Below are 26,218 nucleotides of genomic sequence, written 5' to 3' on the forward strand. Positions count from 1 at the left end.
TCAGAACTGGAGGGACTTGGTCTGGAGGTACTCGGCCAGGCCGTGCGTGCCGAGTTCGCGGCCGACGCCCGACTGCTTGTACCCCCCGAAGGGGGCGCTGACGTTGAAGCGCCCGCCGTTGATGTCGACCTGCCCGGTCTCCATCCGGCGCGCGAAGGCCACCGCCTCCGCCTCCTCGCCGGCCCAGACCGCGCCCGCGAGGCCGTAGACGGTGCCGTTGGCGATGCGCAGGGCGTCCTCCTCGTCCTCGTAGCGCAGGATGGACAGGACCGGGCCGAAGATCTCCTCCTGCGCGATGGTCATCTCGGGGGTCACGTCGGCGAAGACGGTGGGGCTGACGAAGTAGCCCCGCTCGCGCGGCGGTTCGCCGCCGCCCGCCACCAGCCTGGCCCCTTCGGCGACGCCCTTCTCGATGTAGCCGAGCACCCGCTCCCGCTGCTTGGCGCTGACCACCGGACCGATCCGCTCGCCGTACTTCGCGGCGGCGGTCGCGGCCAGCTCCACGGCCTCGTCGTACTGATCGCCGTGCACCAGCATCCGGGTCCAGGCGCTGCACGTCTGCCCGGAGTTGGACATCACGTTGGCGACGCCGACGTTGACCGCGGCGGCCAGGTCGGCGCTGGGCAGGATGACGTTGGCGGACTTGCCGCCGAGCTCCAGGGCGACCTTCTTGATCGCCGCGCCGGCGACCGCGCCGATCTGCCGGCCGACGGCGGTGGAGCCGGTGAAGGAGACCAGGTCGACGCCCGGGTGCTCGGCGAGCGCCTGTCCCGCGACCGGGCCGAGGCCGGTGACCAGGTTGAAGACGCCCGCGGGTACGCCGGCCTCGTGCACCGCCTCGGCGAAGAGCTGGGCGACCAGCGGAGTGTCCTCGGCGGGCTTCAGCACCACCGTGCAGCCCGCCGCCAGCGCCGGGGCGACCTTGGCGACGATCTGGTGGAGCGGGTAGTTCCAGGGCGTGATCGCGCCGACCACGCCGATGGGCTCCAGGTACACGGTCGAGTTGCCCACCTTCTCCTCGAAGGCGTACGTCGCCGCCAGCTCGGCGTAGGTGCCCGCGACCGCGATCGGGGCGCCGGCGTGGACCGACTGGGAGAACTTCGGCGGGGAGCCGAGTTCGGCGGTGACCGTCTCGGCGATCTCGTCCTTGCGGGCGGCCAGCGCGTCCCGGAGGGCGGCCAGCCGCGCGGCGCGTTCGGCGGGCGGGGTCGCGGCCCAGCCCGGGAAGGCGGCGCGGGCGGCCCGTACCGCGGTGTCGACGTCGGCGGCGGTGCCGGCCGGGACCCGGCCGATGACCTGTTCGTCGGCCGGGTTGACCACCTCGATCACATCCCGGCCGGCGGCGGGGCGCCAGGCGCCGTCGATGTACAAGCCGTCGTGTGCCTTCATCACGCATCCTCCGGGGCGGGTCACATCGTCCGGCACATAAACTAGCGGCGTTAGTTTTTCTGCGCCAGGCACTCCCATGACATCAGAAGTCGACGCGTGCCTCGTCGTCCACCCTGCCCACCGCCTCCTGACCGAACGCCTTCTCGTAGGCGCGGCGGATCTCCTCGATCGTGCGGTCGCTGTCCAGCGCCCGCGCCCTCGGGTACAGCAGGATCAGCTCGTACGACCGCTCCTCCTCGATCACCCCGCTCGCGTCCCGCCACTGCCCGCGCCCGGACTGGATGGTCAGCCCGTCCGGAAAGCCCGGGGTGACCTCCTCGTCGACGAAGTCCATGAACTGCTCGTCGGTGACCGCGGGCCCCCCGTCCGGACGGGCGGTACCGAAGAACAACTGGGTCTCGATGTACGGCTCTCCCCGCTCCGGCACGGCGGCCGCACCGGCGTCGAGGGTGGCGTACGCGGTCGGCGCACCGATCGCCAGCACGAGGCCGACGGCGGTGAGGACGGCCCGAGTTCGGGTGAAGTGCATGTTCATGGGCCATAGCTAGCCATACCGGGCCAAGTTCACTCGTCCAGGTCGGGAAGCCGCGCCGGATCCGGGCAGATTCGCTCTCCGTGCTGATCGAAGACGAACAGATGGGCGATGTCGACGAGCAGGGGGACCTGCATTCCGTGCCTCAGTTCGATGTCCGGGGTGGTGCGGACGATGAGGTCGCCGGGCAGACGGCCCTCGGGGGGCGCGGGCTCGTGGCCGGCGCCGGCCGGGTGCTCCAGCGTCACCACCGGCCCGGCACGCAGGGCGGCCGCGCGGTTGCGGAGCCGGTCGAGCACCGTGCCCGGGTCACGGCGGCGCCGCCGGGCCGACGGGACCGGGCGCGGCGCTTCCAGATCGGGTACGAAGGCCGGGCGGGAGCCGGTGTTGAAGTGGACGAGGACCTCGTGGCCCTGGAACTCCACATGCTCGACCAGGCCGGTGATGTGCGCCTCGCCGGGGCGGGCGGCGGAGCGCTCGGCGATGCGCACCGCTTCCGAGCGCAGGCCCACGATGACCTCGCGGCCCTGCTGCACCCGGAGCAACTGGTGGTCCAGGGACAGCGGTTCGGGCAACCGGAGGTACTGCTTGCCGAGGCTGATGGTCATCGCGCCGTCCAGCGGGGCGCGCACGACGCCGCGCAGCAGATTGATCCGCGGGATGCCGATGAAGGCGGCGACGAAGACGTTGCGGGGCAGCGCGTAGACCGTGCGCGGGGCGCCGACCTGCTGGAGGACGCCGCCGCGCAGCACGGCCACCCGGTCGCCGAGCGACATCGCCTCGGCCTGGTCGTGGGTGACGTACACCGTGGTGACGCCCAGTTCCCGGGTGAGGCCGGAGATCTCGGCGCGCAGGTGGTTGCGGAGTTTGGCGTCGAGGTTGGACAGCGGCTCGTCCATCAGGAACGCGGTGGGGTGCCGAGCGATGGCCCGGCCCATGGCGACGCGCTGACGTTCGCCGCCGGAGAGCTGCGCGGGGAAGCGGTCGAGCAGGTCCTCGATGCCCAGCATGCGGGCGGTGGCGTCCACCCGGGCGCGTGGGTCCGCGCCGGGGGACTCGATGCGCAGCGGGAAACCGATGTTGTCGCGGCTGGTCATGCTCGGGTAGAGGGCGAAGTTCTGGAAGACCATCGCCATCCGGCGGGCGGCGGGCAGCAGGTCGTTGGCCGGCTCGCCGTCCAGCAGCAGTTCGCCCTCGTCGATCTCCTCCAGACCGGCGATCATCCTGAGCACGGTGGACTTGCCGCAGCCGGACGGTCCGAGCAGGACCAGGAACTCGCCGGGCTCGATGTCCAGCGAGAGCCGGTCCACGACGCGGACGCCTCGCGTGTATGCCTTGCTGACGTCGTGCAGGGAGATGGCGCGTGTCATGACGGCTGCCCCCGGGGGCTCGTTCAGGCGCCAAGGCGTTCCGGCTACCGGTGTGTTGCGGCACGAGCGGGTGCCGGACAGGCCTGGTGCTCCGCGGTCGAACGCTCCCGTGCGGGTCGTACGGGGCGTATGAGTCACGGAAGTTAACGGAATGTGTGCGGCCGGGGGAAGGGAATGTGCGGGATCGGACGCGAGGGTCCGGCAGGCGGACAGGCGGCGGGCCCGATTCAGCCCCGGTCGGCCTCCGCGGGGTCAGCGGTCGCGCTTCGGCTCACGGGTGGCGGCGAGATGGGCGTAGACGACGACGTTGCCCGTGTAGCCGGTCCTGCGGTCGTAGTTGCCGCCGCAGGTGATCAGCCGCAGCTCCGGACGGGACCGGGCGCCGTACACCTCGCGGTTGGGGAACTTGTCCTTCTGGTACGTCTTGATGGCGTCGACCGAGTAGACGGCGGTCCGTCCGTCGGCGCGCCGCAGCTCGATGCGCTTGCCGCGCTTCAGCTCGCCCAGGCCGCCGAAGACGGCGGGGCCGGTGTCGGTGTCCAGGTGGCCCACGGCGATGGCGGTGCCCGGCTCACCGGGCGAGGGCCCGTCCGCGTACCAGCCGACCAGGTCGGGCTTGTCCTCCGGGGGCGCGGGCAGGCGCCGCTCGCTGTCCAGGTGGAGGTCCATCAGCGGGGCGTCCACGCCGATGAAGGGGATGGCGAGGCGGGTCGCGCTGGAGCGGGGCAGCGGGCGAGGGCCTGCGGTGCGCTTGCCGGGCTTTCCGGCAGGGGCGGGCCGGGTGGTGGACGGCGAGGCCGAGGAGGGTGCCGGGGTGGCGGGCGAGGGCGAGGCCTCGGGGCGGTCGGCCGGTGGTGCGGCCTCGCGCGCGTCGGCGCCCGGGCGGGAGTCGGCCCGGTGGCCGGCACCCTCCCCGCCGGCACCGGAGGCGGTGCCGGCGGCTCGGGTCTCGGAGACCTCGGCGGAGCCCGGAGCGGCCGTGTCCACTCCGGGCCGCTCGTGGTCGCACCGGACGCACACCACCACCAGCGAGACGGTCAGTACGGCCGTTCTCGCCAGCCGGAAGGCGCGCCTGCGGTACCAGGGCCTGCGTCGCCTCCTACGCGCCATGCGTACGGCGACGGAGCCGGAACCACATCACCCCGCCCACCGCGGCCAGGCCGACGACGCCGGCGCCGGCGACGGTGGTGAAGGCCTCACCGCGGGCGATGCCGCCGCCACCGGCCGGCGGGCCGCCCTGCGGGCCGGGTGAGGGCGTCGACATCGAGGACCGGCAGTCGATCGTGAAGGTCTTCTCCCGCTCGGGGGCCGTGGCGCCCGTGTACGTCCAGTAGAGCCGGTACTGCCCGTCGGGCAGCGTCAGGTCCGTGGAGTGGCCGGCGCCTCCCGCGAGGCTGATGGTCCCGCTGAGCCCGGAGCCTCCGACGGCCGGGGGTTCGGCCACGATGCGGTAGGTGGCGGTCGTCACCGCTTCGAAGTTGACGGCGTCGAGGTAGAACCGGCAGACGCGCGGCTCATCGATCGCGTCCCCGTACGGCGTGCGCGCGACTCCGTCCCACGGCGCCGTGTGGATCTTGATGGTGGCGTTCTCCTGTGCGCCCGCCGTCGGCATCCCCGTGAGCGGCGTGAGCGCGGCGGTGAGCGCCGTGACGGCGGCGATACGCAGTCCGGCGCGGCGTGGAAGAGACGTGGTGGGCATGCGAGTCCTCCGAGTCAGACGATTTTCGTACAAATCGCTCTTCGTCTGACTCTCTTTCACATGTGCACGACGAATCGGGGGAGCAGCGCCCGAGGACCCGTCAGATTCCACTCTTTCGCCGCAGAAGAGACCTGGATCCAATGCGCCCATCGGCACCCTCGGCCTCCCCCGCCGCCTTCCCGGGCGCCCGCAGCGCTATCCCCGCCGACACCAGCAGCAGCGCGCCCAGCATCACGAACGGCGCCGCCACCCCCGCCAGACCGGCGACCAGGCCCGCCGACGCGGGCGCGGCGACCTGGCCCAGCCGGTTGCCGGTCAGGCGCAGGGCGAGGGCGGTGGAACGGGCGCCCTCGGGGGACGCCTGGACGACCGTCGTCATGGACAGCGGCTGGCCGACGCCGAGGCAGAAGCCGAGCACCGCCAGCATCACGGCCAGCGCCCACACCGGCACCGGCAGCGCGATCCCGGCACACAGCAGGGCCGCCAGCAGACAGGTCACGGTCAGCAGCAGGGTCCGGCCCAGGAGCCGCAGCAGGGGGGTGAGGACCAGACGGCAGGCGATGGTGGCCGCGGCGCGCAGGCTGAGCAGGAGGCCGATCACGGACGGGGCGATGCCCCGGTGCTCGCCGACCACCGGGAGGTAGGCGGTGAGGATGTCGGTCGCGGACAGCACGGCGAGGCTGATGAAGATGCCGGCCGGCACGCCCCGGGCGCGCAGGATGCGCCCGACGGGGACACGTTCGCCCGACGCCTCGCGCGAGCCGGATGCCGTACGGCTCTCTATGCGCCACAGCGAGGTGAACGCGACCGCGCCGCCGGCGCCCGCCACCAGCAGGGCGAGCGCGCTGGTGCCCGCCATGTCCGGACCGCCGATCAGCGCGCCCGCCGCGATCGGCCCGACCAGCTGGCCGAGGGAGGCGCCGATGGTGAAGTGGCCGAAGTTACGGTCCTGTTCGTGCGGGGCGGACTGGCGGGCGACGATCGACTGGGCGCCGATGACGAAGCAGAGGTGGCCGAGACCCATGACCCCGCTCCAGACCGCCATCGCCCAGAGCGTGTCCGCGAGGCCGCTGAGGGCACAGCCGCCGGATATCAGGACCACTCCGACGGGCAGCAGCGGCGCACAGCGGCCGTGGTCGGTCCGGCGGCCCAGCGGGACGGCGACGAAGAGCGGGAGCAGGGCGTACACCCCCGCGATCACACCGATGGCCCGCTCGTCCGCGCCCAGCGCGAGGGCCCGGTAGGAGACGGCGGGCCGGGCCATCGACACCGCCCCCTGCGCGAAGCTGAAGGCGATGACGAGGCGGAGCAGCCAGCCGCGGTTCCCACCGGGCGCCATGGTTCAAGTCCTCCGAGAACGTAGGTCAGATGATGCCGAAGAGGATGCCCGCCGCGAGGATGACGAGGCAGGTGGCCGCAGCCCACTTCACCACGAACCGCGTGTGGTCGCCGAACTCGACCTTCGCCATGCCGACCAGCACGTAGACGGCCGGGACCAGCGGGCTCGACATGTGCAGCGGCTGGCCGACGAGCGAGGCGCGGGCCATCTCCAGCGGGGAGACGCCGTGCGCGGCTCCGGCCTCGGCGAGGACCGGCAGGACGCCGAAGTAGAAGCCGTCGTTGGACATGAAGTAGGTGAGCGGCAGGCTCAGCAGGCCGGTGACGAGGGCCATGTGCGGGCCCATGCCCTCGGGGATCACGTCCACCATCCACTTGGCCATGCTGTCGACCATGCCGGTGCCCTGGAGGACGCCGGTGAAGACGGCGGCGGCGAAGACCATGCCGGAGACGTTGAGGACGTTGTCGGCGTGGGCGGCGAGCCGGGCCCGCTGGTCGGGGATGCGCGGGAAGTTGACGGAGAGGGCCAGCGCGGCGCCGAGCAGGAACAGCACCGGGATGGGCAGCCACTCCATGATCATGGCGGTGAGGAGGCAGACCGTGAGCAGCGCGTTGAACCAGTACAGCTTGGGGCGCAGGGTCTCGCGGTTCGCGTCGAGGCCCTGGAAGTCGTCGGCCTCGGCGTCGGTGCCGGAGCCGCCGGTCGCCTTGGTCATGGAGACCTTGCCGTCGCCGGAGCCACCAGACGCGCCGGCACCCACCAGGACCGTCTCCGCCTCCTGCGGCTCCAGCACCTCGTCCAGCGTCAGCACGCCGAGCCGCTTGCGCTCGCGCAGGCCGAGGAAGTACGAGAGGACGAAGACGAACAGCAGGCCGACCAGGAGTGCCGGGATCATCGGGACGAAGATGTCGCTGGCGTCGAGCTTGAGCGCGGTGGCGGCGCGGGCGGTGGGACCGCCCCACGGCAGCGTGTTCATCACGCCGTTGGCCATCGCGGCGACACCGGTCATCACGACCAGGCTCATCTTCAGGCGCTTGTACAGCGGGTACATCGCCGAGACGGTGATCATGAAGGTGGTGGAGCCGTCGCCGTCGAGGGAGACGATCGCCGCGAGCACGGCCGTACCGACGACGATCCGCATCGGGTCGGCCTTGGCGAACTTCAGGATCCCGCGCACGATCGGGTCGAAGAGGCCGACATCGATCATCACACCGAAGTAGACGATCGCGAACATGAGCATCGCCGCGGTGGGGGCGAGGCTGGTGACGCCTTCGATGACGTAGTCACCGAGCTGGGCGCCCTTTCCGACGAACACACAGAACAGTGCCGGAATCAGTACGAGCGCCGCGATCGGCGACATCTTCTTCATCATGATCAGGACCAGGAAGGTCGCGATCATGGCGAAGCCGAGGATGGTCAGCATGAGTGGATACCTAACGTTCGCCCTTGAACATCCCAGGGGGGCCGGGGTGCGACGACGTTAGGTCCCGTCGAGTGGCGTTAACAAGACGTTGACATGCGAGCAATAAGCGCAAAACTCCAGGTCAGAGCTTTGCTCAGGTCAGAGCCGTGATCTTTTCGGACAAGGGGGCCACCTCGACGGGCACTCCGTTGAGGACGGCGTTGCCCGAGAGCGGGTCGAGCAGGCTGCCGTCGAGGAGCTGGTTGACGTTGACACCGGGGTCGGTGGCGGCGTGGGCGAGGCGGGTGCCGGGGCGGTCGTGACCCCAGCCGTGCGGCAGGCTCACGACGCCGGGCCGCACACTGTCGGTGACCTCGGCCTCGGCGACCACCTCTCCCCCGGCGCCCTTGATCCGTACGGCACCCGCCCCGGTGATGCCCAGCTTCTCGGCGTCCTCGGGGTGGATGTGCAGGGTGCAGCGGTTGGAACCGCCGGTGAGGGCGGGCACATTGTGCATCCAGCTGTTGTTGGAGCGCAGGTGACGGCGGCCGACGAGGACGAGCCCCTCGGGGCGCTCACGCAGCGCCTCCCGCAGCCGGGGCAGGTCGTCGGCGATGGGCCGCGGCAGCAGCTCCACCTTGCCGCTGGCGGTCTTCAGCGGCTGCGGCAGCCGGGGCTGGAGCGGTCCGAGGTCGATGCCGTGCGGATGCCCGAGCAGCCGCTCCAGGGTCAGCCCGTCGGGCCGTACGCCGAAGCCGTCGCCGTAGGGGCCCAGGCGCAGCATCAGGTCGAGCCGTCGCTCGGGGCCGCTCGCGCCGGTGAGCCGGGCGGCGAGTTCCTTGGGGTCGCGGCCGTGCACGGGCGAGTGGGACTCCTTGACCGCCTTGCCGAGGGTCTGGTCGATGACCATCGCGTCGACGGCGGCGGGGTCGGCGCCGTGCATGCCGGTGGCGGCCAGGATCAGCCGGGCGAGGATCTCGGACTCGGCCATGCGGCCGGGCTCCAGGGGAACGGCGGGCCGGGTGTAGCGGACCTGGTTGCGCACGGCGAGGGCGTTGAAGGCGAAGTCGTGGTGCGGGCTCTGCGAGGGCGGGGGCGGCGGCAGCACGACGTCGGCGTGGCGCGAGGTCTCGTTGAGGTACGGGTCGACGCTGACCATGAAGTCGAGCGAGTCGAGCGCCTTGTCGAGCCGGTCGCCGTCGGGCGCCGAGAGCACGGGGTTGGCGGCCACCGCGACGAGCGCGCGGATCGGCTCGCCCTCGTCGGTGGCGGTGTCGATCTCCTCGGCGAGCGAGGACAGCGGCAACTCGCCCTTGGCCTCGGGGTGTCGGCCGACCCGGGAGTGCCAGCGGCCCAGCGCGAACCCGCGTCCGGGACCCGCGGGGCGCGGCGTCCTGTCGGTGGCGGACTGCGGGAAGAGGGCTCCGCCGGGGCGGTCGAGGTTGCCGGTCAGGATGTTGAGGACGTCGACCAGCCAGCTGGCCAGGGTGCCGTGCGGAACGGTGCAGCTGCCGATGCGGCCGTAGACGGCGGCGGTGGGGGCCGCGGCGAGCTCGCGGGCGAGGGCGCGGATGGTGCCGGCGTCGATGTCACAGGCGTCGGCCACGGCCTCCGGAGTGAAGTCCCGTACCTGCGCGCGCAGTTCCTCGACGCCTTGGACATGCGGCGCCAACTCGCCGAGGGCGACCAGGTCTTCCTCGAACAGCACGTGCGTCATCGCCGCCAGCAGCAGCGCGTCGGTCCCGGGGCGGATCGCGAGGTGCCGGTCGGCGAGCCGGGCGGTGCGGGTGCGGCGCGGGTCGATGACGGTGAGGGTGCCGCCGCGGGCCTTGAGCGCCTTGAGCTTGCCGGGGAAGTCGGGGGCGGTGCACAGACTGCCGTTGGACTCCATCGGGTTGGCGCCGAGGAGCAGCAGATGGTCGGTGTGGTCCAGGTCCGGCACGGGGATCGCCAGGGCGTCGCCGTAGAGCAGCCCGCTGGAGACGTGCTTGGGCATCTGGTCGACCGTGGAGGCGGTGAAGACACTGCGGGTGCCGAGACCGGCGAGCAGGAGCGGCGGGTAGAGCGCGCCGGCCACGGTGTGCACATTGGGGTTGCCGAGCACGACGCCCACCGAGTTCGGCCCGTACCGCTCGACGACCGGGCGGATTCCGGCCGCGATCGCGTCGAAGGCCTCCTCCCAGGTGGCCTCGCACAGCTCGCCGTCCTTGCGCACGAGCGGGGTGCGCAGCCGGTCGGGGTCCCCGTCGACGGCTCCGAAGGAGGCGCCCTTGGGGCAGATGAACCCCTTGCTGAAGACGTCGTCGCGGTCGCCGCGGGCGCCGGTGACCTCGGTTCCCTCGATGGTGAGCGTCAGGCCGCAGGTGGCCTCGCACAGGGGGCAGATACGCAGTGCGGTGCGGGACACGGGTCCTCCCGGAGATGGCGGCGGCTTTGACGCGCGGACTCGGACCGAGCATACCGACCGGTATGCACGGAGGGGAGCCCTCTCGGGGGTGCGGTCAGAAATTCGCGAGCCGCCGGCCCCTCGTACGCCGGGAGGCCGTGCGCCCGCCGGTCCGCCGGGGCGGTCAGTCCAGCACCCGCGCCAGATAGGCCCGCAGCAGTTCCCGCGCCTCCACCAGGATCCGGTCGTCGCCCTCGGGAGCCATCCGGAAGGCGAGGTGGACCAGTGTGTCGGCGGTCTCCACGGCGACGAGGAAGGTGCGGCGCAGATCGTCGTCCGGCTCACGGTCGAGATACCCGGAGAGCAGCTCGCTGAGGCGGTCGGCGACGCGGTGATTGGGTTCACCGCGGGTGCCGACGGGGATCTGGTTGCCGAAGTCGACGAGGGAGAAGCCGGGCGCGGTGCGCTTCATGGCGATGTACTCGTCGAGCACGGCGTCCATCGCCGACTGCCATCCCCCGTCGCCCGTCTCCTTGAGGCGCTCGGCGACCCGGGCGGTCCAGCGCTCCAGGTTGCGCTGGGCGAGGGCGTCGGCCATCTGCCGCTTGTTTCCGAAGAAGCGGTAGACCGAGCCGATGGGGACGCCGGCCCGCTGGGCGACCGCCCGCGTGCTCAGGTCGTCGTAGCCGACCTCGTCGAGGAGGTCGGCGCAGGCGTCGAGGATCCTGGTGAGCCGTTCGGCACTGCGGCGCTGCACGGGCGCCCGGCGTAGCGTTCCTGGATGGGGCACGGCCTTCATGATGCCTTTCCGCCTCTGTCCGGTGAACCCTGACCCCCGGTACGGGAGCGGGCACCCGGCACACTCAGTGCCGCGGTGGACGGTGTCGACCACGGCGCCTCGGTCGCCTCCGACGCCGTGACGTCGGCGGTGCTCTCGACCGGCTCGCCGTCCACGGCCCACACCGTGCCGTCGTCGGCGTACAGCCGGGCGGTGACCTGGTGCGTGCCGCGCGGGACGAGGCCGGACGGGAGACGGTGGTCGAGGGTGCGCAGCCTCGCGACGAGCCGGCCGTCCACGAAGAGGTACGCGAGCCCGCGTCCGGCCACCGCCCTCGTCGCCGCTCCGGCGGGCGAGAACCGGAAGTCGCGCACCGTCAGCCGTACGTCCCAGCCCCCGCCGGCGCCGTCCGGGTCGGGCTGCACCTCGATGGCGACCTCGGGGGCTTCGTCCTTGTCCACCTCGCGGTAGTGCCGCCCGGCGTCGTCGGTGTCGTCCAGGACGGTGCCCACCGGAGAGGGGGACGCCCCGCCGTCACCCCGGTCGCGCGAGGCGCCGGAGTCGCAGCCCGCGGTTCCGGTCAGCAGCACGACACAGACCACGAGCGCGGCGAGAACTGTCCGCGTCCATGACATGCCCGGAGACTAGAACACCGGTCCGACAGCCGAATCCCCCTTGAGTCGGGTCGGCGTCCGGTTCTCGTCGTACTCACAGGGGAGTCGGGCGGATCTCTTGCGCCGATGAAAACGCAATCCTACGGTGGAGCATAGGAATCAGACCGCAAGGGAGCGATCATGAGCGATGGGGGCACCTCGCGTGCGAGCGTGTTCGAGCGTGGAGGAGCGCGGAAGACCGCGGAAGGGCTGACCTACCTCTCCGGCTTCGGCAACGAGCACAGCTCGGAGGCGGTGCCCGGCGCCCTGCCCGAGGGCCGCAACTCACCCCAGCGCGCCCCGCTGGGCCTCTACGCCGAGCAGCTGAGCGGGACGGCGTTCACCGAGCCGCGGGCGCACAACCGTCGCTCGTGGCTCTACCGCATCCACCCCTCGGCCGCGCACCCGGCGTTCACCCGCGCGGACAACGGCCAGATCCGTACGGCGCCCTTCACGGAGTCGGTGCCGGATCCGAACCGCCTGCGCTGGAACCCGCTGCCCGAGCCCGCGCCCGGCACCGACTTCGTCGCCGGCCTGTGGACCCTGGGCGGCAACGGCGACGCGACCCAGCGCACCGGTATGGCCGTGCACCTGTACCACGCCAACGCCTCGATGGACCGCGTCTTCAGCGACGCCGACGGCGAGCTGCTGATCGTCCCGGAGCGCGGCGGGCTGCTGCTGCGCACGGAGTTCGGGCTGCTGCATGTGGAGCCGGCACATGTGGCGCTGATTCCCCGTGGGGTGCGCTTCCGTGTGGAGCTGCTGGATGACTCCGCCCGGGGTTATGTGTGCGAGAACTATGGGGCGCCCTTCCACCTCCCCGACCTCGGCCCGATCGGCGCCAACGGACTCGCCAACGCCCGGGACTTCATGGCCCCGGTGGCGGCGTACGAGGAGGCCGACGGTCCGGTGGAGGTGGTGAACAAGTTCTGCGGCAACCTCTGGACGGCCACCTACGACCACACCCCCCTCGATGTGGTCGCCTGGCACGGCAACCATGTGCCCTACGTCTACGATCTGCGCCGGTTCAATGTGATCGGCACCATCTCCTACGACCACCCCGATCCGTCGATCTTCACGGTGCTGACGTCCCCGTCGGACACCCCGGGCCTCGCGGGCGTCGACTTCGTGGTGTTCGCGCCGCGCTGGCTGGTGGGCGAGGACACGTTCCGGCCGCCGTACTTCCACCGGAACGTGATGAGCGAGTACATGGGCCTCATCGAGGGCGCGTACGACGCGAAGGCGGAGGGCTTCGTGCCGGGCGGTGGCTCGCTGCACAACATGATGTCGGCGCACGGCCCGGACCGGGAGACGTTCGATCGCGCGAGCGCGGCGGAGCTGCGGCCGCAGAAGATCGACGACGGTCTGGCCTTCATGTTCGAGACCCGCTGGCCGGTGACGCTCACCCCGCAGGCGGCGGGGGCGGAGCACCTGCAACGGCGTTACGACGACGTCTGGCAGGGCCTGGAGCGTCACTTCCGGCCCTTGCGATAAAGATCCCCTACCGGTACGGATGGCCCCGTGACCTCCTTCGCCCCTGACTCGATCGTCCTGAACCGCAAGCTGCCGCTCTGGTACCAGGTCTCGCAGTCACTGCGCGCCTCGATACTGGGCCGCCGCCCGCAGGACCCGCTGCGCCTGCCCACCGAGGAGCAGTTGGCCGAGCACTACGGGGTGAGCGTGCTGACCATGCGGCAGGCGTTGAAGGAGCTGGAGGACGAGGGCCTGATCACGCGCCATCGAAGGCGCGGCACGTTCATCGAGCCGGGCGCCCGCCGGGGCACCCCGGTGCGGCTGCTCGGCTCGGTGGACGCGATCGTGGCCCAGCAGTCCGGCATGGCGACCGAACTGCTGGAGCACGGCAGGACACGGGTGCCGCCGGAAGTCGCCGAGTACTTCCCGGACGTCGAGGAGGTGGCGACGTACCACCGCCTGCGCGGCGACGAGAAGACGGGCGAGCCGACCAACCACGCCCGCAACTACGTCCGTCCCGAACTGGCCGCGCGCATCGACCTGGACGACCTGGTGCGCTGGCCGATGACCAAGGTGCTGCGGGACGTCGTCGGGGCGGACATCAGCCGCATCACGGACACGGTGGAGGCGCGCCTGGCCGACCCGGAGACGGCGAAACTGCTCCAAGTCCCGCTGCTCAGCCCGATCCTGCACTACACGGGCGTGACGTACGACGCGGACGGGCGGGTGCTGGACGTGGCGGTCATCCACTACCGGGGCGACCGCTTCTCCTTCACGGTGACCTTGGAGGCGACCTGACCCGGGTGTCGCAGCCAGGTCGTACGATGCCCAGCGTGACGCACGACGACGCTCCGCTGCTCGCGGACCTCATGCCGTGGTCCGTCGCACCGCCGCGGCTCGGCCGGGGGTGGCCGACGGGCCCCGACGCGGCATCCCTGAAGGCCCGCTGGGACGCCTTCGTGAAGGCCGAGGGCCCGGACCGGGAGGCCCTGCTGGAGCCGACCCGCTCCCGCACGCTGCACTCCGCGGTCGGTCAGCTCCCCGGCAGCTCCACGGGCACGGAGAAGCTGCTGCGCGCCTCGGGCCCTTGCCCGGAGCCGGTACGCGTCCTGCACGCCCCCTTCGACGAGCAGTGGCTGATCCCCGACCACCGGCTGATCGACGCGGCCCGTCCGGAGCTGTGGCGAGTGGCGGACGAGCACCAGGTCTTCGTCCTGGAGACCCCGGAGTCCGGCTTGCTGGCGACCTCCCTGCTCCCGCTGGTCCGACCGGGCCGGGTCCGCCCGCTGTACCGCCGCCCGGGCGGCACGGAACCCAACCTGGCGCCCGGCCTTCTGGAGTACCTCCGGAACCGGCTGGACGCACCCGTCGAGCCGCTGGACGTCCTCGCCTGGACGCTCACAGCGGTACGCCCGGACCTCACCGTCCCGCTCACCACGGACGCCGAACTCTGGGCCCACGGCGTTCAGTCGGGCCACCGCGCCCTGTGGCTGATGCGCCGCGACGGCGACCGCCCGAAGCTGCCCGGCGGCCGTCGCCCCTACGTCCGCGCGCCGCTGCCCGCCCGTCCGCTGACGCTGGAGTACGACCGCGAAGAGGAGGCCCTGCTGCTGGACGAGGGCCGTGTCTCACCGGTCCCGCCCAAGGCCTGGGAGTACGAGGTGGCCGGCGTGAGGGTCCTGGAGCAGTGGTTCACCGCCCGCGTCACGGAGCCCGAGCCGGGCACCCTGGCCGCGATCCGCCCGGCGACCTGGCCGCAGACGTGGACGTCGGAACTGCTGGAACTGATCACGGTCCTGGCTCTACTGGCCGAACTCCCGCCACTCCCCGAGGACTTGGCGTCCCCCGTCACGGCGAGCGACCTCCGCGAGGCCGGCGTCCTGCCGGTCCCGGCACCGGCCCGCCGGCCGGCGTCGGTGCTGGACGGGCACGAGGAGGGGCCGGAGGGGCAACTCGCGCTGATCTAGGGCCTGTCGGGGTCGAAGGCGTCCAGCACCCGTTCGAGCGCCCGGGTGAACACCGCCTCCAGATCGATCGGCCCGTTGTCCTCCATGAAGGCCGCGGCCAGCCGCGGATAGGCACCGGTGGCGACCTGACTGCCGAGGTAGGCGATACGGACCGCGTTCTCCTCCTCCTCGGACCAGGGCATGGCACGGGTGCGCTCGGCGGTGGCGATCTCGTTCGCGGTGTACGTCGTCACCACGCCGTTGATCAGCGCGACCAGCTCCATCTTCACGCCGTACCGGACGTCGAGCGGTTCGAGACAGGCCAGACAGTGCTCCAGGTAGCGCAGGGTGTTGGGGCTGAAGCCGTAGACCCCTGACATCAGCCGCGGCACCCAGGTGTGGCGGTGCATGATGCCGCGCGTCTCCTCCGCGTTGCGGATCATGTCGGCACGCCAGTCGCCGGAGGGCTCCCGGATCTCGTGCTCCGCGCCGACCGCGTCGATCATGAGCTCGTACAGGTCCTCCTTACGGGGGACGTAGTTGTACAGCGACATCGTCCCGCAGCCCAGCTCGGCCGCGACATGCCGCATGGACACGGCGTCCAGTCCGCCGGCGTCGGCGATCCGCACGGCCGCGGCCGCGATGTCCGCGCGCGTGAACGCGGGCCTGGGACCACGCCCGGTCCGCTCGGGACGCGCCCAGATCACTTCGGGTACGGCAGCTCGGCCCGCCATCGATCATCACCTCGACCACCATCCTAGTTACGTACAGCGTACGTAGTGCGCTATGGTCGGGGCATGACTTCTACGTACGCTGTACTTAGTGAAGGTCTGGAGAAGCGGTTCGGCGAGGTTCACGCCCTGCGCGGGCTGGATCTCGCCGTGGCGCGAGGCACCGTCTGCGGGCTACTGGGACCGAACGGGGCGGGCAAGACCACGGCGATCAGGCTGCTCACCACGCTGCTGCGGCCGGACGCCGGCTCGGCCCAGGTCGCCGGGCACGACCTGCTGCGGGATCCGGCGGCCGTCCGCCGCAGCATCGGCGTCATCGGGCAGTACGCCTCGGTCGACGGCGACCTGACCGGCCGCGAGAACCTCGGCCTCTTCGCCCGGCTGCACCGGGTGCGCGGGCCGGCCGGGCGGGCCGCCGAACTGCTGGACCGCTTCGGGCTGACCGAGGCCGCCGACCGGCCGGCGTCCACGTACTCGGGCGGGATGCGCCGCCGCCTGGACCTGGCGGCCGGCCTGGTGCGCCGCCCCGACGTGCTGTTCCTGGACGAGCCCACGACCGGCCTCGACCCGGCCAGCCGCAACCGGATCTGGGACGCCGTGCGGGAACTGACCGCCGACGGCACGACCGTGCTGCTGACCACGCAGTACCTGGAGGAGGCCGACCAACTCGCCGACGACATCGCCCTGGTGGACGGCGGACGGGTCGCGCACCGGGGTTCGCCCGCCCAGTTCAAGGCGGCCATCGGCGCGCATGTGGAGGTCGTCGTCACCGACGCCGACGTGATGCTGAAGGCGGCGGCCGTGCTGGATCAACTGACGGGCGCCGAGCCGTCGTTCGACCACGAGCGACGGGCCGTCGGCGCGGTCGCCCGGGACGCCACGCTCACGCTCCCCCGACTGGTGCGCGAACTCGACGCGGCGGGCGTGCCGTTGCTGGACGCGAGCCTGAAGCCACCGACTCTCGACGATGTGTTCCTGCGACTCACCGAGGAGCGTGCCGCATGAGCACCCTCGCCTACGACGGCGGCGCGATGCTGGGCCGGCAACTGCGCCGGATCCGCAACAACCCGGGGCTGCTGGTCCTGACCCAGACGATGCCGATCAGCATGTTGCTGTTCTTCGGCTACGTGTTCGGCAGCGCGCTGGCGATGCCCGGCGCGCAGTACCGTGCGTTCCTGGTGCCGGGCTTGCTGGTGGCGACCGCCGCCGGTGGGATCATGACCGGCATGTTCCAGGCCGCCCAGGACACCCACCGCGGTGTGATGGACCGCTTCCGGACGCTGCCGATGAGCCGGGCCGCCGTGCCACTCGGGCAGGCGGGCGCGGATCTGCTGGTGACGGCAGCCGGGACCGTGCCGTTCCTGCTGGTGGGGCTCGCGGTGGGCTGGCGGGTCGAGGGGTCCGCGCTCGAAGCGGTGGGCGCCCTGGGTCTGTTGCTGCTGTTCCGGTTCGCGGCGACGTGGGTCGGGATCTATCTGGGGCTGCTCACCCGGAACGAGGAGGCGGCCGGTCAGCTCGGCGGGGCGACCTTCCTGCTGCCGCTGCTGTCCAACGCGTACATCCCGGCGGACGGGCTGCCCGGCTGGCTGCGCACGGTCGCCGAGTGGAATCCGATCAGCGCGGTCGCCACGGCGCTGCGGGACCTGTTCGGCAACGCGCCCGTGCCGGACGGCGCGGCCTGGCCGGTCGCTCATCCCGTGGCCGGGTCGCTGGCCTGGTGCGCGGTGCTACTCGCGGTGTTCGTCCCGCTCGCCGTGCGGCGGTACACACGAGGCGAGGGCTGACGCAGCGCCTCGGCAGAACGGCCCCGTCAACCTGCGCGCGTGACCAAGGTGGTACGCACGGGGGCTGACGGGGCCGATGAGCGACTGGGTGGAGTCGGGGAAACATGCCCGCGCCGGGGTAGCACTCCGCGGCGCCGCTGCGTGCCGTGGGGATGACGGCGGCGGCAGCGCCTACGGCGCCGGGCGTGCGGTCTGCCTGGCGCGGGCCTGGAGGTCCTGCGAGGAACGCCGGTGCGGTCAGCGTCCGCCGAAGAGCGAACGCCGGAGCCTGCGCAGCGGGGCGAAGAGCGAGACGCGGCGGACCCGCGCACCCCGGTCGCTGGGCTCGTGCGCGACGTCACGCGTGGTCAGCTCGCGCATCAGTGATGTCGCCTCGGCCGCCTCCCGCTGCGGCACGGCGGGGCCGGCCAGCACCGAGAGATGGCGGTCGAGGCGCGAACTGGTCGCGCTGCTCCCGCAGGTGATCGCAGGGACCCTGGCCCTGCTGCGCACTGTTATCTGATCCATGTCACTCCCCACCCGTACGAGTCCACCCGGCCCGGGCAGGTTAACCCTATCGCCCCGGTGGGGCACTCGTGTATCGCGGTCACAGGATTCACCTTCCCCGTAAGGGTGTTGACGACTCGTCTCCGATTACTCTCCGAATCCGACCGATTTCAGGGCGAGTTGGACAACTGGCTGGCTGGTGGGTTGCGGTGATCCTCCGTCGGGCTCGACGGTCACAGCCAGTGACGTCGCCGACTTGTCGAGACCGGCCGCGACCAAGGGCGTGTCGCCGTCGAAAAGGCCCAGGGAGCGCGGTTGCGCGCCGGGGCGCATCTGCCAGAGCTGGTGCACCCGGCCGCCCGACGGCTCGCCGTATCCGCTCAGAGTGACGACCGCGTTCCCCGCCGATGCGGAGGCGACCACTCCGATCGTCCGGCCCTGTTTGTCCTCGCCGGTGCTCGCGCGGGCGTCGGGGGCCGCCAGAACGTTAGCGATCTCACTCGCCCGCTCCCGCTGGGCGTCCAGTTGATCCTGTGTCCGATCGGCCTGGACGGCGAAGAGCGAGGCGACGACAAGGGCCGCGGCGGCGGTGGCCGTGGCGAACGGCACGAACAAGGGACGCGTCCTGGGCGCACGGTTGCGAGGCGGCGGCTGGGCGCCCCACACATGTGGCGGCAACTGCGTCGCGTGCGCGCGTGCCGGCTCCCGCCCGGCGGACTCCTGCGGAGTCGCCCGTACGGCGGCCAGCACCCGGTCACGCATCGCGGCGGGCGGCGCGGCGGCCGTGGACCAGGCGAGGCGGACGGCGTCCTCGGACAGGACACGTACCTCGGCGGCGCAGATGTCGCAGGTCCGCAGGTGCTTCTCGAAGCGGTGCCGCTCACCCGGCTCCAGGGCGTCGAGGGCGTAGGGCGCGGCGAGCGAGTGCAGATCCTCGCGGCGAAGAAGCCGTTCGACGAAGCTCACGCGACACCTCCCAGGCACTTGCGCAGCTGGGTGAGTCCGTCGCGCATCCGGGTCTTGACCGTGCCCAGCGGCAGCGAGAGACGCTCGGCCACCTCACGGTACGTGTAGCCCTCGTAGTAGGCGAGGGTGACGGACTGCCGCTGGAGGGCGGTGAGGCGTTCGAGGCAGCGGCGCACCCACTCGCGTTCGAGGCCGGCTTCCACTTCCTCGGCGACGTGGTCGAAGGCGGGGTGGTTCGCGCGCAGGGCCTCGCGCTGCTCGCGCTCTCCGGCCGCGCGGGCGCTGCGCACCCGGTCGACGGCACGGCGGTGGGCGAGGGTGAGGATCCACGACAGGGCGCTGCCCCGGCCGGGGTCGAACTTCGCGGCCGACCGCCACAGTTCGAGCAGCACCTCCTGCGCCACCTCCTCCGACTGGGCGACGTCCCGCACCACGCGCCGCACCAGGCCGTACACCGGCCCGGAGACCAGCCCGTACAGCTCCTCGAACGCCTTCTGGTCACCGCCCGCCACGAGCACCAGCAGCTCGTCCGCCTCCAACTCGTCTCCCCCTCCCGCCAGACCGCATCTCGGCCGCCTTGTCCCACGAGGTATTCGCAACGAACACACCTCCGGATGGGGTTACGGATCAAAGAGCCGAAAACGCGGGTCGAGCAGCCGCAAGATTTGTTTTCGAGATCGACCAATCCGGCCCGCCCCCGGCTCCGAATCCCGGTGCGTCAGGCAAGTTGGCACTGAGGACGGACGGCATGACACCTAATTCCAGGAGTGGTGCGGGGCGCAAGGGCCTCGCGACCCTCATATGTGGTGCGCTGGCCGCCGGGGGGCTCGCAGCCGCCGGCGTCGCCGTGCTGGAACCGGGGGCGGCCTCCGCCTCCAGCCACCGCGAGGCCCCGCTGATCTCGGGGACCCCGCAGTACGACAACACGGACGTGTACGCGTTCGTCAGCCCGGACAAGCCGGACACGACGACGATCGTCGCGAACTGGATCCCCTTCGAGGAACCGGCCGGCGGACCGAACTTCTTCACGTTCGCCGAGGACGCGCAGTACGACCTCCACATCGACAACAACGGTGACGCGCAGGGCGAGCTGCTGTACCGCTTCACCTTCGACACGCACGTCAAGAACAAGAAGACGTTCCTGTACAACACCGGTCCCGTCGAGAGCCTGGACGACGCCGACCTCAACATCACGCAGACGTACGACATCGAGCTGCTGAAGCTGAAGGACCAGCACCTGGTGTCGAAGACGAAGATCGCCAACGATGTGCCGGTGGCGCCGTCCAACGTCGGCAAGGCCTCGATGCCGGACTACGCCAAGCTCCGCGCCCAGGCCGTCCACGAGGTGAGCGGCGGCACGACGACGTTCGCCGGACAGGCCGACGACCCCTTCTTCCTCGACCTGCGCGTCTTCGACCTCCTCTACGGCGGGAACCTCTCCGAGGTCGGCAACGACACGCTCAAGGGCTACAACGTCAACTCCATAGCCCTCCAGGTGCCGACGCACATGATCGCCGAGTCCGCGGACCAGCCGATCGTCGGCGTCTGGTCCACGACCCAGCGCCAGAACGCCAAGGGCCACTACGAGCAGGTCTCGCGCCTGGGCAGCCCGCTGGTCAACGAGGTCGTCAACCCGATCAAGGACAAGGACACGTTCAACGCGTCCTCGCCGTGGGACGACGCGCAGTTCCTGAAGAACGTCACCAACCCCGAACTGCCCAAGCTCATCGAGGCGATCTACAAGATCCCAGCGCCCGACGAGCCGCGCAACGACCTGGTCGACGTCTTCCTCAAGGGCGTCAAGGGCCTCAACCAGCCGCCGCACGTCACCGCGTCGGAGATGCTGCGCCTGAACACCTCGATCAAGCCGACGGCGGAGCCCAAGCGGCTCGGCGTCCTCGACGGCGACAACGCGGGCTTCCCGAACGGCCGTCGCCTCACCGACGACGTGATCGACGCCTCCCTCCAGGTCGTCGAGGGTGAGCTGCTGGGCGCCAAGAACGACCTCGGCGACGCGGTCGACAAGAACGACAAGGACTTCGAGAAGGCCTTCCCGTACGTCGCCCTGCCGACCGAGGGTTCACGCGGCCCGGTCGCCAAGGGCACGGACGGCTCGACCGACGTCCGCAGCCAGATCGGCGACGCGCTCCAGCCGGCGGGTTCCTCCGGCGGCACCGACAACATGGCTCTGATCGCCGGATCGGCCGGCGCCGGCGCGCTCGGCATCCTGCTGATCGGCGGGGCGCTGATGTGGTGGCGACGGATGCGGGACCGGGCGTACTAGCCCGATCGACTGGCGCGGCCCGCGAAGTACTCATCCCCCACGGCGCGGGCCGCGCCGCACAACCACCCTTCCGGAGAACCCGATTGAGGAGAGGGCATGGCCCCGCGTACGAACGACAGCGCCCCGGAGAACGAGGAAAGCGGGGGCGCCCTCTCAACGCCGGCCGACGCATCCCAGCCCGTCCGGCGTTTGAGGACAAGGCCCCTTCAGGGCCGAAGCGGGGGCCCGGGGGCGGCAGCCCCCGGCGGGGTCGAAGGGGCAGCGCCCCTGGAGGACGGGACGGGTAGGGGCGGCGGGGGCGAGAACCGCGTCGCCGCCCTACGGCGTTTCGCCGCGGCCGGACGGCGCCACCGGGCCCTGCACCTCGCCGGATGCGCCGCGCTGTTGGCCGTGGCGCTCACCGCCGGTTCCATCGCGCTCGGCGCGGCACGCGACAACGGTGCCCAGAGCCTGGCCCCCGCATCCGCGGCCGTATCGCCGGGCCTGCTCGCAACAGACGATCTGGAGACCGGTATCGCCTCCCTCCAGGCCCACCTCCAGGACCAGCCGAAGGACTTCAGCGGCTGGGCGACCCTGGGCCTCGCCTATGTCGAGCAGGCCCGCACCAAGGGCGACCCCTCCCGCTACCCCCAGGCCGAGCGGGCCTTCGGACGCTCGCTCGCCCTGGACCCCGACAACGACCAGGCCCTCGCCGGCCGCGCGGCCCTCGCCGCCGCCCGGCACGACTTCGAGGACGCCCTGAAGTACGCGGACCAGGCCCTCAAGGTGAACCCGTACAGCGAACGCGCCCTGTGCACCCGCGTCGACGCGCTCGTCGAACTCGGCCGCTACGCCGACGCCGCCAAGGCAGCCGACACCGCCGACGACCGCCGTCCGGGCATCCCGGTCTTCACCCGGTACGCGTACGTGCACGAGCTGCGCGGCGACGTCCGCACCGCCGAGCGCGTGCTGGAACAGGCGCTCTCCTCCGCCGTCTCCCCCGGCGACATCGCCTACGTGGCCACCCAGCTCGGCCAACTCGCCTGGAACCAGGGCGACTACGACAGCGCCCTCACCCACCACGCCCGAGCCCTGGCGGCCGACGAGAACTACGTCCCCGCCCTCGAAGGCCGCGCCCGTGCCCAGGCAGCGAGCGGCGACAGGTCGGGCGCGCTGAAGGGACTGCGGGACGTCGTCTCCCGCTATCCCCTGCCCGGCCCGCTGGTCGGACTCGGCGAACTGTACGAGTCGGCGGGCGACCAGGTGAAGGCCGACGACCAGTACGCCCTCGTCGACGCATGGACGGCCCTCGCGCGCGCCAACGGCGTCAACGCCGACCTCGACACCGCCCTCGCGGCCGCCGACCACGGGGACCGGGCCTCCGCCCTGCGCGCCGCCCGCGCCGAGTGGGAGCGCCGCCGGACCGTGCACACCGCGGACGCCCTCGCCTGGGCGCTGCACGTCAACGGCAAGGACGAGGAAGCCCTGCGCTACGCCCGCGAGGCCACGGCGACCGGCTACCGCAACGCCGCTTTCCTCTACCACCGCGGCATCATCGAGCGGGCCACCGGCCACCCCGACGAAGCCCGCGAGCACCTTGGAGCCGCGCTCGAACTCAACCCCGGCTTCTCTCCGCTCGCCGCCCGCGAAGCCCGTACGGCACTGAAGGACCTGGAGGCGGCCAAGTGACCGCGCGTCGCATGTTCGCCTCCGGCGCCGCCGTTCTCACGGCGGCCTGCGCGCTCGCGCTGTTCGCCTCCCCTCCCGCGAGCGCGCACCCCCTCGGCAACTTCACCGTCAACCGCTACGACGGCCTCGTCGCCGCCCCCGGTGAGCTGCGCGTCCACCATGTCGAGGACCTGGCCGAGATCCCGGCGACACAGGCCCAGCCGGACATCGAGAAGGTGGGCATGACCGAGTGGGCCCGGCAGCGCTGCGCGGACGCCGCGCGGGACGCCGAGGTCACCGTGGACGGCCGTACGGTCGACCTGACGCCGGCCGGCAGCCAGGCGCGCGTGCGGCCAGGTCAGGCGGGGCTGGACACGCTCCGCGTGGAGTGCCGGCTGACGGCACCGCTCCCCGAGGGCGCCACGGACACCTTCGACCTCGGCTTCCGCGCCGCGGGCACGCGGTCCGGCCCCGGCTGGCGGGAGATCACGGCACGCGGTGACCGTATGACGCTCGCCGCCTCGGACGTGCCGAAGAAGTCGATCTCCGGCGAACTGACCGAGTACCCCGAGGAGTTGCTCTCCTCCCCGGCCGACACGGAGACGGCGTCCCTGCGGGTGCGCCCCGGCGGTCCGGCCCTCGCCGAGGCCGGGGAGCAGGACGCGCCCGCCTCCTCGGTGCTGCCGCGCGGCGCCGACCGCTGGACGCGCGCCCTGGACGACCTGGTCGCCCGGCACGACCTCACCGTCGGCTTCGCCGCGCTCGCCCTGCTCATCGCGGTCTTCCTGGGCGCGATGCACGCGCTCGCCCCGGGCCACGGCAAGACGATCATGGCCGCGGTCGCGACGGCACGCGGCGGCAGGGCCCGACTGAGGGACGTCATGCCGCTGGCCGCCTCGGTGACCGTCACCCACACCCTGGGCGTGGTCACCCTCGGCCTGCTGGTCACGGCCGGTTCCGCGGCGGCGCCCTCGGTGATCACCTGGCTCGGCATGGTGAGCGGAGCCCTGGTGATCGCGGCGGGCGCGACGCTCGTACGCCGGGCGTGGCACCTCCGACAGCACGGAAACGGTCACGGTCACACGCACACTCACGACCACGACCACGACCACCCTCACGAGACGGACCACGCCCACGAGCGCCGGCCGGTCCTGGTGGCAGCACACACGAACACCGCGACGGAACCCCCCGCACCCCCACACAGCCACAGCCAACGCCACAGCCACACTCATCGCGACACCCACAGCCACACCCACACCCACACCCAGAGCCACACCCAGCGCCACACACATGGCGTGCTCACACACACCCACGGTGGCTTCACCCACTCCCACCCCACCGCCCCCACCCTCCGCGGCACGATCCTCCTCGGCTTCGCCGGCGGGCTCGTGCCCAGTCCGTCCGCGGTCGTCGTGCTGGTCGGCGCGGCGGCGCTCGGAAAGGCGTGGTTCGGGCTGCTGCTCGTGGTCGCGTACGGCGCCGGGCTCGCGTTCGTCCTCGCCGCTGCCGGGTTCGCCGTCGTACGGCTGGGTACCGGAGTGACACGGGTAATGGAACGGCAACCCCGCTGGATGGCCCACCCCCTGACGGTCTTCGTCCGCAGGACCGCACCACTGGGTTCCGCGGTGCTCGTCGTGGTGATCGGGACGGGACTCGTTCTCCAGGGGGCGGCATCCGCACTCGGCTGAGCTACTTTTGTGGAGAATGCGCACGGATGCGAATGGGGGACGCCCGTGTCCGAAGAACACGGCAGTGAACGGGTGATCGCGGGCCGCTACCGCCTCCTGTCCCCGCTCGGCGAGGGCGGCATGGGCACCGTGTGGCGGGCCCGCGACGAGGTGTTGCACCGCGAGGTCGCCGTGAAGGAGGTGCGTGCGCCGCACGGGCTGCCCGCGGCGGAGGTCGAGCGGATGTACGCCCGCCTGGAGCGCGAGGCGTGGGCGGCGGCGCGGGTCGCCAACCGCAATGTCGTGACCGTGTACGACGTGGCCACCCAGGACGGCCGGCCCTGGATCGTGATGGAGCTGGTCCGCGGCATCTCGCTGGCGGAGCTGCTCGACGCCGAGGGCCCGCTGAGCCCGCAGCGGGCCGCGCACATCGGCGCCGAGGTGCTGTCCGCGCTGCGGGCCGCGCACGAGGCCGGGGTGCTGCACCGGGACGTGAAGCCGGCCAACGTGCTGCTGTCGAACGACGGCCGGGTCGTCCTGACCGACTTCGGCATCGCGATGGTCGAGGGCAGCTCGGCGCTGACGATGACCGGCGAGGTCATCGGCTCCCCCGAGTTCCTGGCCCCGGAGCGCGCGCTCGGCCGTACGCCCGGCCCGGAGTCCGACCTGTGGTCCCTCGGCGTGCTCCTGTACGCGGCGGTCGAGGGCAACTCCCCGTTCCGTCAGGACACCCCGCTCAGCACGCTGCGCGCCATCGTCGACGACGAGCTCCCTCCGCCCCACCGGGCGGGTCCGCTCGCTCCCGTCATCGAGGGACTGCTGCGCAAGGACCCGGCCGAGCGGCTGCCGGCGGACCGGGCGGAGCAGGATCTGCGGATCATCGGGGCGGGAGGCACGCCGCGCGCGGACACCCTCAGGGGCACTCCGTACGCCCCGACCGTCGCCGCGTTCCCGGCACCGCCGCAGACCGGCCCGACGGCCGCGGTCCCGCCGCCCTCGTCGACGCGGCCCGCCGGCCCGCCCGCTTCGACCACGACCCCCGTCCGCCCCGACCGCAACCGCCGCGCCGCCCTCACCCTGATCGCGGGCATCGCGGTCCTCGCGCTGGCGGTCGCGGGACTGACGTACGCCCTGCTCAACCGCGACGACGGCGGGGGCAAGGCGGGCGGCGAGGCTCCGACCACCCAGGAGGGCGGCGAGACATCGCCGACGCAGACCGAGGACGAGAACACGTCCGGCGGGGACGAGAGCCCGCAGCCGAGTCAGAGCCGTACGAGCGCTCCGGCGGCGCAGTCGGTGCGGGTGACGCTGACGGGCTCGAACCTGGAGTACGCCGGGCCCTGTCCGCCGTCCAGCGGTGACGCGCCCGCCTTCACCGCGACGTTCACGGTGGGGCGGTTGCCGGCGGAGGTCAGCTATCGCTGGGTGTCCAAGGAAGGGGACGTGATGGACCAGGGCTGGAAGACCCTGTCGTTCCCGGAGGGCGGGGGGCGGACCAAGCAGGACCGGGCGTTCGTGACGACGTACGACGACAGCGGGACGATCGAGAACGAGATCAGTGTCGAGGTGCGCGACCCGGTGGAGACGAAGTCGGAGTCGGTGCCGTTCTCGGTGACCTGTGAGACGGAGACCCCGACGGGCGGGGTCTCGCAGACGCCTACCGAGTCACCTGACGCCTGACGGCGC

At 72.0% G+C, this 26,218-nt stretch carries 23 protein-coding genes; 9 read left to right on the forward strand and 14 right to left on the reverse strand.

Annotation, left to right across the window (positions count from 1 at the left end):
• The 10 genes from ACIQWG_RS28815 to ACIQWG_RS28860 form a co-directional block, all read right to left on the reverse strand.
• Window positions 1–1,389 (reverse strand): aldehyde dehydrogenase family protein, encoded by a 1,389-nt coding sequence (locus ACIQWG_RS28815; protein ID WP_404100995.1) that lies wholly within the window; start codon window positions 1,387–1,389, stop codon window positions 1–3.
• 82 nt (window positions 1,390–1,471) lie between these two features.
• Entirely contained in the window at window positions 1,472–1,924 is a 453-nt protein-coding gene (locus ACIQWG_RS28820; RefSeq protein WP_404100997.1) for a DUF3574 domain-containing protein, read from the reverse strand.
• Window positions 1,925–1,953: 29 nt separating this feature from the next.
• Window positions 1,954–3,291: an ABC transporter ATP-binding protein gene (locus ACIQWG_RS28825; RefSeq protein ID WP_404100999.1), complete on the reverse strand. Its 1,338-nt coding sequence runs from the start codon at window positions 3,289–3,291 to the stop codon at window positions 1,954–1,956.
• 252 nt (window positions 3,292–3,543) lie between these two features.
• Window positions 3,544–4,401 (reverse strand): class F sortase, encoded by an 858-nt coding sequence (locus ACIQWG_RS28830; RefSeq protein ID WP_404101001.1) that lies wholly within the window; start codon window positions 4,399–4,401, stop codon window positions 3,544–3,546.
• Entirely contained in the window at window positions 4,391–4,990 is a 600-nt protein-coding gene (locus ACIQWG_RS28835) for a hypothetical protein (RefSeq protein ID WP_404101003.1), read from the reverse strand. The genes ACIQWG_RS28830 and ACIQWG_RS28835 overlap by 11 nt, the downstream gene beginning before the upstream one ends.
• Before the next feature lie 100 nt (window positions 4,991–5,090).
• Window positions 5,091–6,329, reverse strand: coding sequence for an MFS transporter (locus tag ACIQWG_RS28840; RefSeq protein ID WP_404101005.1), 1,239 nt, complete (start codon window positions 6,327–6,329; stop codon window positions 5,091–5,093).
• A gap of 25 nt (window positions 6,330–6,354) precedes the next feature.
• Entirely contained in the window at window positions 6,355–7,752 is a 1,398-nt protein-coding gene (locus tag ACIQWG_RS28845; RefSeq protein ID WP_404101007.1) for a CitMHS family transporter, read from the reverse strand.
• A gap of 133 nt (window positions 7,753–7,885) precedes the next feature.
• Complete coding sequence (locus ACIQWG_RS28850) at window positions 7,886–10,138, reverse strand: molybdopterin oxidoreductase family protein (RefSeq protein ID WP_404101009.1); 2,253 nt, start codon at window positions 10,136–10,138, stop codon at window positions 7,886–7,888.
• 163 nt (window positions 10,139–10,301) lie between these two features.
• Complete coding sequence (locus ACIQWG_RS28855; RefSeq protein WP_404101011.1) at window positions 10,302–10,916, reverse strand: TetR family transcriptional regulator; 615 nt, start codon at window positions 10,914–10,916, stop codon at window positions 10,302–10,304.
• A complete protein-coding gene (locus ACIQWG_RS28860) occupies window positions 10,913–11,530 on the reverse strand; it encodes a hypothetical protein (protein WP_404101012.1) in 618 nt (205 codons plus the stop codon). Before ACIQWG_RS28860 ends, ACIQWG_RS28855 begins: the two co-directional genes overlap by 4 nt.
• Before the next feature lie 159 nt (window positions 11,531–11,689).
• Between ACIQWG_RS28860 and hmgA the strand changes: the two genes are divergently transcribed.
• Genes hmgA through ACIQWG_RS28875 form a run of 3 tightly spaced genes read left to right on the forward strand, consistent with a single transcriptional unit; the run spans window position 11,690 to window position 14,988 of the window.
• On the forward strand, window positions 11,690–13,042 hold the full coding sequence (hmgA, locus tag ACIQWG_RS28865) for a homogentisate 1,2-dioxygenase (protein WP_404101014.1): 1,353 nt from the start codon (window positions 11,690–11,692) through the stop codon (window positions 13,040–13,042).
• Window positions 13,043–13,069: 27 nt separating this feature from the next.
• Window positions 13,070–13,819 carry a GntR family transcriptional regulator gene (locus ACIQWG_RS28870; protein WP_404101015.1) on the forward strand — a complete coding sequence of 250 codons (750 nt, stop codon included), beginning with the start codon at window positions 13,070–13,072 and terminating at the stop codon, window positions 13,817–13,819.
• A gap of 26 nt (window positions 13,820–13,845) precedes the next feature.
• Window positions 13,846–14,988: a type ISP restriction/modification enzyme gene (locus tag ACIQWG_RS28875; RefSeq protein ID WP_404101017.1), complete on the forward strand. Its 1,143-nt coding sequence runs from the start codon at window positions 13,846–13,848 to the stop codon at window positions 14,986–14,988.
• Here ACIQWG_RS28875 and ACIQWG_RS28880 read toward each other — a convergent pair.
• Complete coding sequence (locus ACIQWG_RS28880) at window positions 14,985–15,701, reverse strand: TetR/AcrR family transcriptional regulator C-terminal domain-containing protein (RefSeq protein WP_404101019.1); 717 nt, start codon at window positions 15,699–15,701, stop codon at window positions 14,985–14,987. The genes ACIQWG_RS28875 and ACIQWG_RS28880 overlap by 4 nt on opposite strands.
• Before the next feature lie 63 nt (window positions 15,702–15,764).
• On the opposite strand from ACIQWG_RS28880, the gene ACIQWG_RS28885 reads away from it, so the two are divergent.
• Entirely contained in the window at window positions 15,765–16,703 is a 939-nt protein-coding gene (locus tag ACIQWG_RS28885; protein WP_404101021.1) for an ATP-binding cassette domain-containing protein, read from the forward strand.
• Complete coding sequence (locus tag ACIQWG_RS28890; protein ID WP_404101023.1) at window positions 16,700–17,482, forward strand: ABC transporter permease; 783 nt, start codon at window positions 16,700–16,702, stop codon at window positions 17,480–17,482. The genes ACIQWG_RS28885 and ACIQWG_RS28890 overlap by 4 nt, the downstream gene beginning before the upstream one ends.
• Window positions 17,483–17,719: 237 nt before the next feature.
• On the opposite strand, the gene ACIQWG_RS28895 is transcribed toward ACIQWG_RS28890, so the two are convergent.
• The 3 genes from ACIQWG_RS28895 to ACIQWG_RS28905 all read right to left on the reverse strand — a co-directional run bounded on the left by ACIQWG_RS28895 (window position 17,720) and on the right by ACIQWG_RS28905 (window position 19,473).
• Window positions 17,720–17,989 (reverse strand): hypothetical protein, encoded by a 270-nt coding sequence (locus ACIQWG_RS28895; RefSeq protein WP_404101025.1) that lies wholly within the window; start codon window positions 17,987–17,989, stop codon window positions 17,720–17,722.
• A gap of 126 nt (window positions 17,990–18,115) precedes the next feature.
• Window positions 18,116–18,934 (reverse strand): anti-sigma factor domain-containing protein, encoded by an 819-nt coding sequence (locus tag ACIQWG_RS28900; protein WP_404101027.1) that lies wholly within the window; start codon window positions 18,932–18,934, stop codon window positions 18,116–18,118.
• Window positions 18,931–19,473, reverse strand: a complete 543-nt coding sequence (locus ACIQWG_RS28905) for a sigma-70 family RNA polymerase sigma factor (RefSeq protein WP_404101029.1) — start codon at window positions 19,471–19,473, stop codon at window positions 18,931–18,933. Before ACIQWG_RS28905 ends, ACIQWG_RS28900 begins: the two co-directional genes overlap by 4 nt.
• 209 nt (window positions 19,474–19,682) lie before the next feature.
• Between ACIQWG_RS28905 and ACIQWG_RS28910 the strand changes: the two genes are divergently transcribed.
• The 4 genes from ACIQWG_RS28910 to ACIQWG_RS28925 all read left to right on the forward strand — a co-directional run bounded on the left by ACIQWG_RS28910 (window position 19,683) and on the right by ACIQWG_RS28925 (window position 26,212).
• On the forward strand, window positions 19,683–21,218 hold the full coding sequence (locus ACIQWG_RS28910; RefSeq protein WP_404101031.1) for a DUF4331 domain-containing protein: 1,536 nt from the start codon (window positions 19,683–19,685) through the stop codon (window positions 21,216–21,218).
• Window positions 21,219–21,314: 96 nt separating this feature from the next.
• A complete protein-coding gene (locus ACIQWG_RS28915; RefSeq protein ID WP_404101033.1) occupies window positions 21,315–22,886 on the forward strand; it encodes a tetratricopeptide repeat protein in 1,572 nt (523 codons plus the stop codon).
• Entirely contained in the window at window positions 22,883–24,553 is a 1,671-nt protein-coding gene (locus ACIQWG_RS28920; protein ID WP_404101035.1) for a nickel transporter, read from the forward strand. Before ACIQWG_RS28915 ends, ACIQWG_RS28920 begins: the two co-directional genes overlap by 4 nt.
• A gap of 45 nt (window positions 24,554–24,598) precedes the next feature.
• Window positions 24,599–26,212, forward strand: a complete 1,614-nt coding sequence (locus ACIQWG_RS28925; RefSeq protein ID WP_404101037.1) for a protein kinase — start codon at window positions 24,599–24,601, stop codon at window positions 26,210–26,212.
• Window positions 26,213–26,218: the final 6 nt, after the last annotated feature.

The sequence above is a fragment of the Streptomyces sp. NPDC098781 genome, assembly GCF_044759995.1.
Taxonomy (GTDB): Bacteria; Actinomycetota; Actinomycetes; order Streptomycetales; family Streptomycetaceae; genus Streptomyces.

What these genes read in the sequence shown, in the direction of transcription:
- ACIQWG_RS28880 (WP_404101019.1), bottom strand. Translation starts at nt 15,701, where the DNA reads ATGGCGGGCCGAGCTGCCGTACCCGAAGTGATCTGGGCGCGTCCCGAG.
- ACIQWG_RS28915 (WP_404101033.1), top strand. Translation starts at nt 21,315, where the DNA reads ATGGCCCCGCGTACGAACGACAGCGCCCCGGAGAACGAGGAAAGCGGG.
- ACIQWG_RS28860 (WP_404101012.1), bottom strand. Translation starts at nt 11,530, where the DNA reads ATGTCATGGACGCGGACAGTTCTCGCCGCGCTCGTGGTCTGTGTCGTG.
- ACIQWG_RS28890 (WP_404101023.1), top strand. Translation starts at nt 16,700, where the DNA reads ATGAGCACCCTCGCCTACGACGGCGGCGCGATGCTGGGCCGGCAACTG.
- ACIQWG_RS28910 (WP_404101031.1), top strand. Translation starts at nt 19,683, where the DNA reads ATGACACCTAATTCCAGGAGTGGTGCGGGGCGCAAGGGCCTCGCGACC.
- ACIQWG_RS28855 (WP_404101011.1), bottom strand. Translation starts at nt 10,916, where the DNA reads ATGAAGGCCGTGCCCCATCCAGGAACGCTACGCCGGGCGCCCGTGCAG.
- ACIQWG_RS28815 (WP_404100995.1), bottom strand. Translation starts at nt 1,389, where the DNA reads ATGAAGGCACACGACGGCTTGTACATCGACGGCGCCTGGCGCCCCGCC.
- ACIQWG_RS28820 (WP_404100997.1), bottom strand. Translation starts at nt 1,924, where the DNA reads ATGAACATGCACTTCACCCGAACTCGGGCCGTCCTCACCGCCGTCGGC.
- ACIQWG_RS28895 (WP_404101025.1), bottom strand. Translation starts at nt 17,989, where the DNA reads ATGGATCAGATAACAGTGCGCAGCAGGGCCAGGGTCCCTGCGATCACC.
- ACIQWG_RS28825 (WP_404100999.1), bottom strand. Translation starts at nt 3,291, where the DNA reads ATGACACGCGCCATCTCCCTGCACGACGTCAGCAAGGCATACACGCGA.
- ACIQWG_RS28845 (WP_404101007.1), bottom strand. Translation starts at nt 7,752, where the DNA reads ATGCTGACCATCCTCGGCTTCGCCATGATCGCGACCTTCCTGGTCCTG.
- ACIQWG_RS28830 (WP_404101001.1), bottom strand. Translation starts at nt 4,401, where the DNA reads ATGGCGCGTAGGAGGCGACGCAGGCCCTGGTACCGCAGGCGCGCCTTC.
- hmgA (WP_404101014.1), top strand. Translation starts at nt 11,690, where the DNA reads ATGAGCGATGGGGGCACCTCGCGTGCGAGCGTGTTCGAGCGTGGAGGA.
- ACIQWG_RS28885 (WP_404101021.1), top strand. Translation starts at nt 15,765, where the DNA reads ATGACTTCTACGTACGCTGTACTTAGTGAAGGTCTGGAGAAGCGGTTC.
- ACIQWG_RS28840 (WP_404101005.1), bottom strand. Translation starts at nt 6,329, where the DNA reads ATGGCGCCCGGTGGGAACCGCGGCTGGCTGCTCCGCCTCGTCATCGCC.
- ACIQWG_RS28835 (WP_404101003.1), bottom strand. Translation starts at nt 4,990, where the DNA reads ATGCCCACCACGTCTCTTCCACGCCGCGCCGGACTGCGTATCGCCGCC.
- ACIQWG_RS28875 (WP_404101017.1), top strand. Translation starts at nt 13,846, where the DNA reads ATGCCCAGCGTGACGCACGACGACGCTCCGCTGCTCGCGGACCTCATG.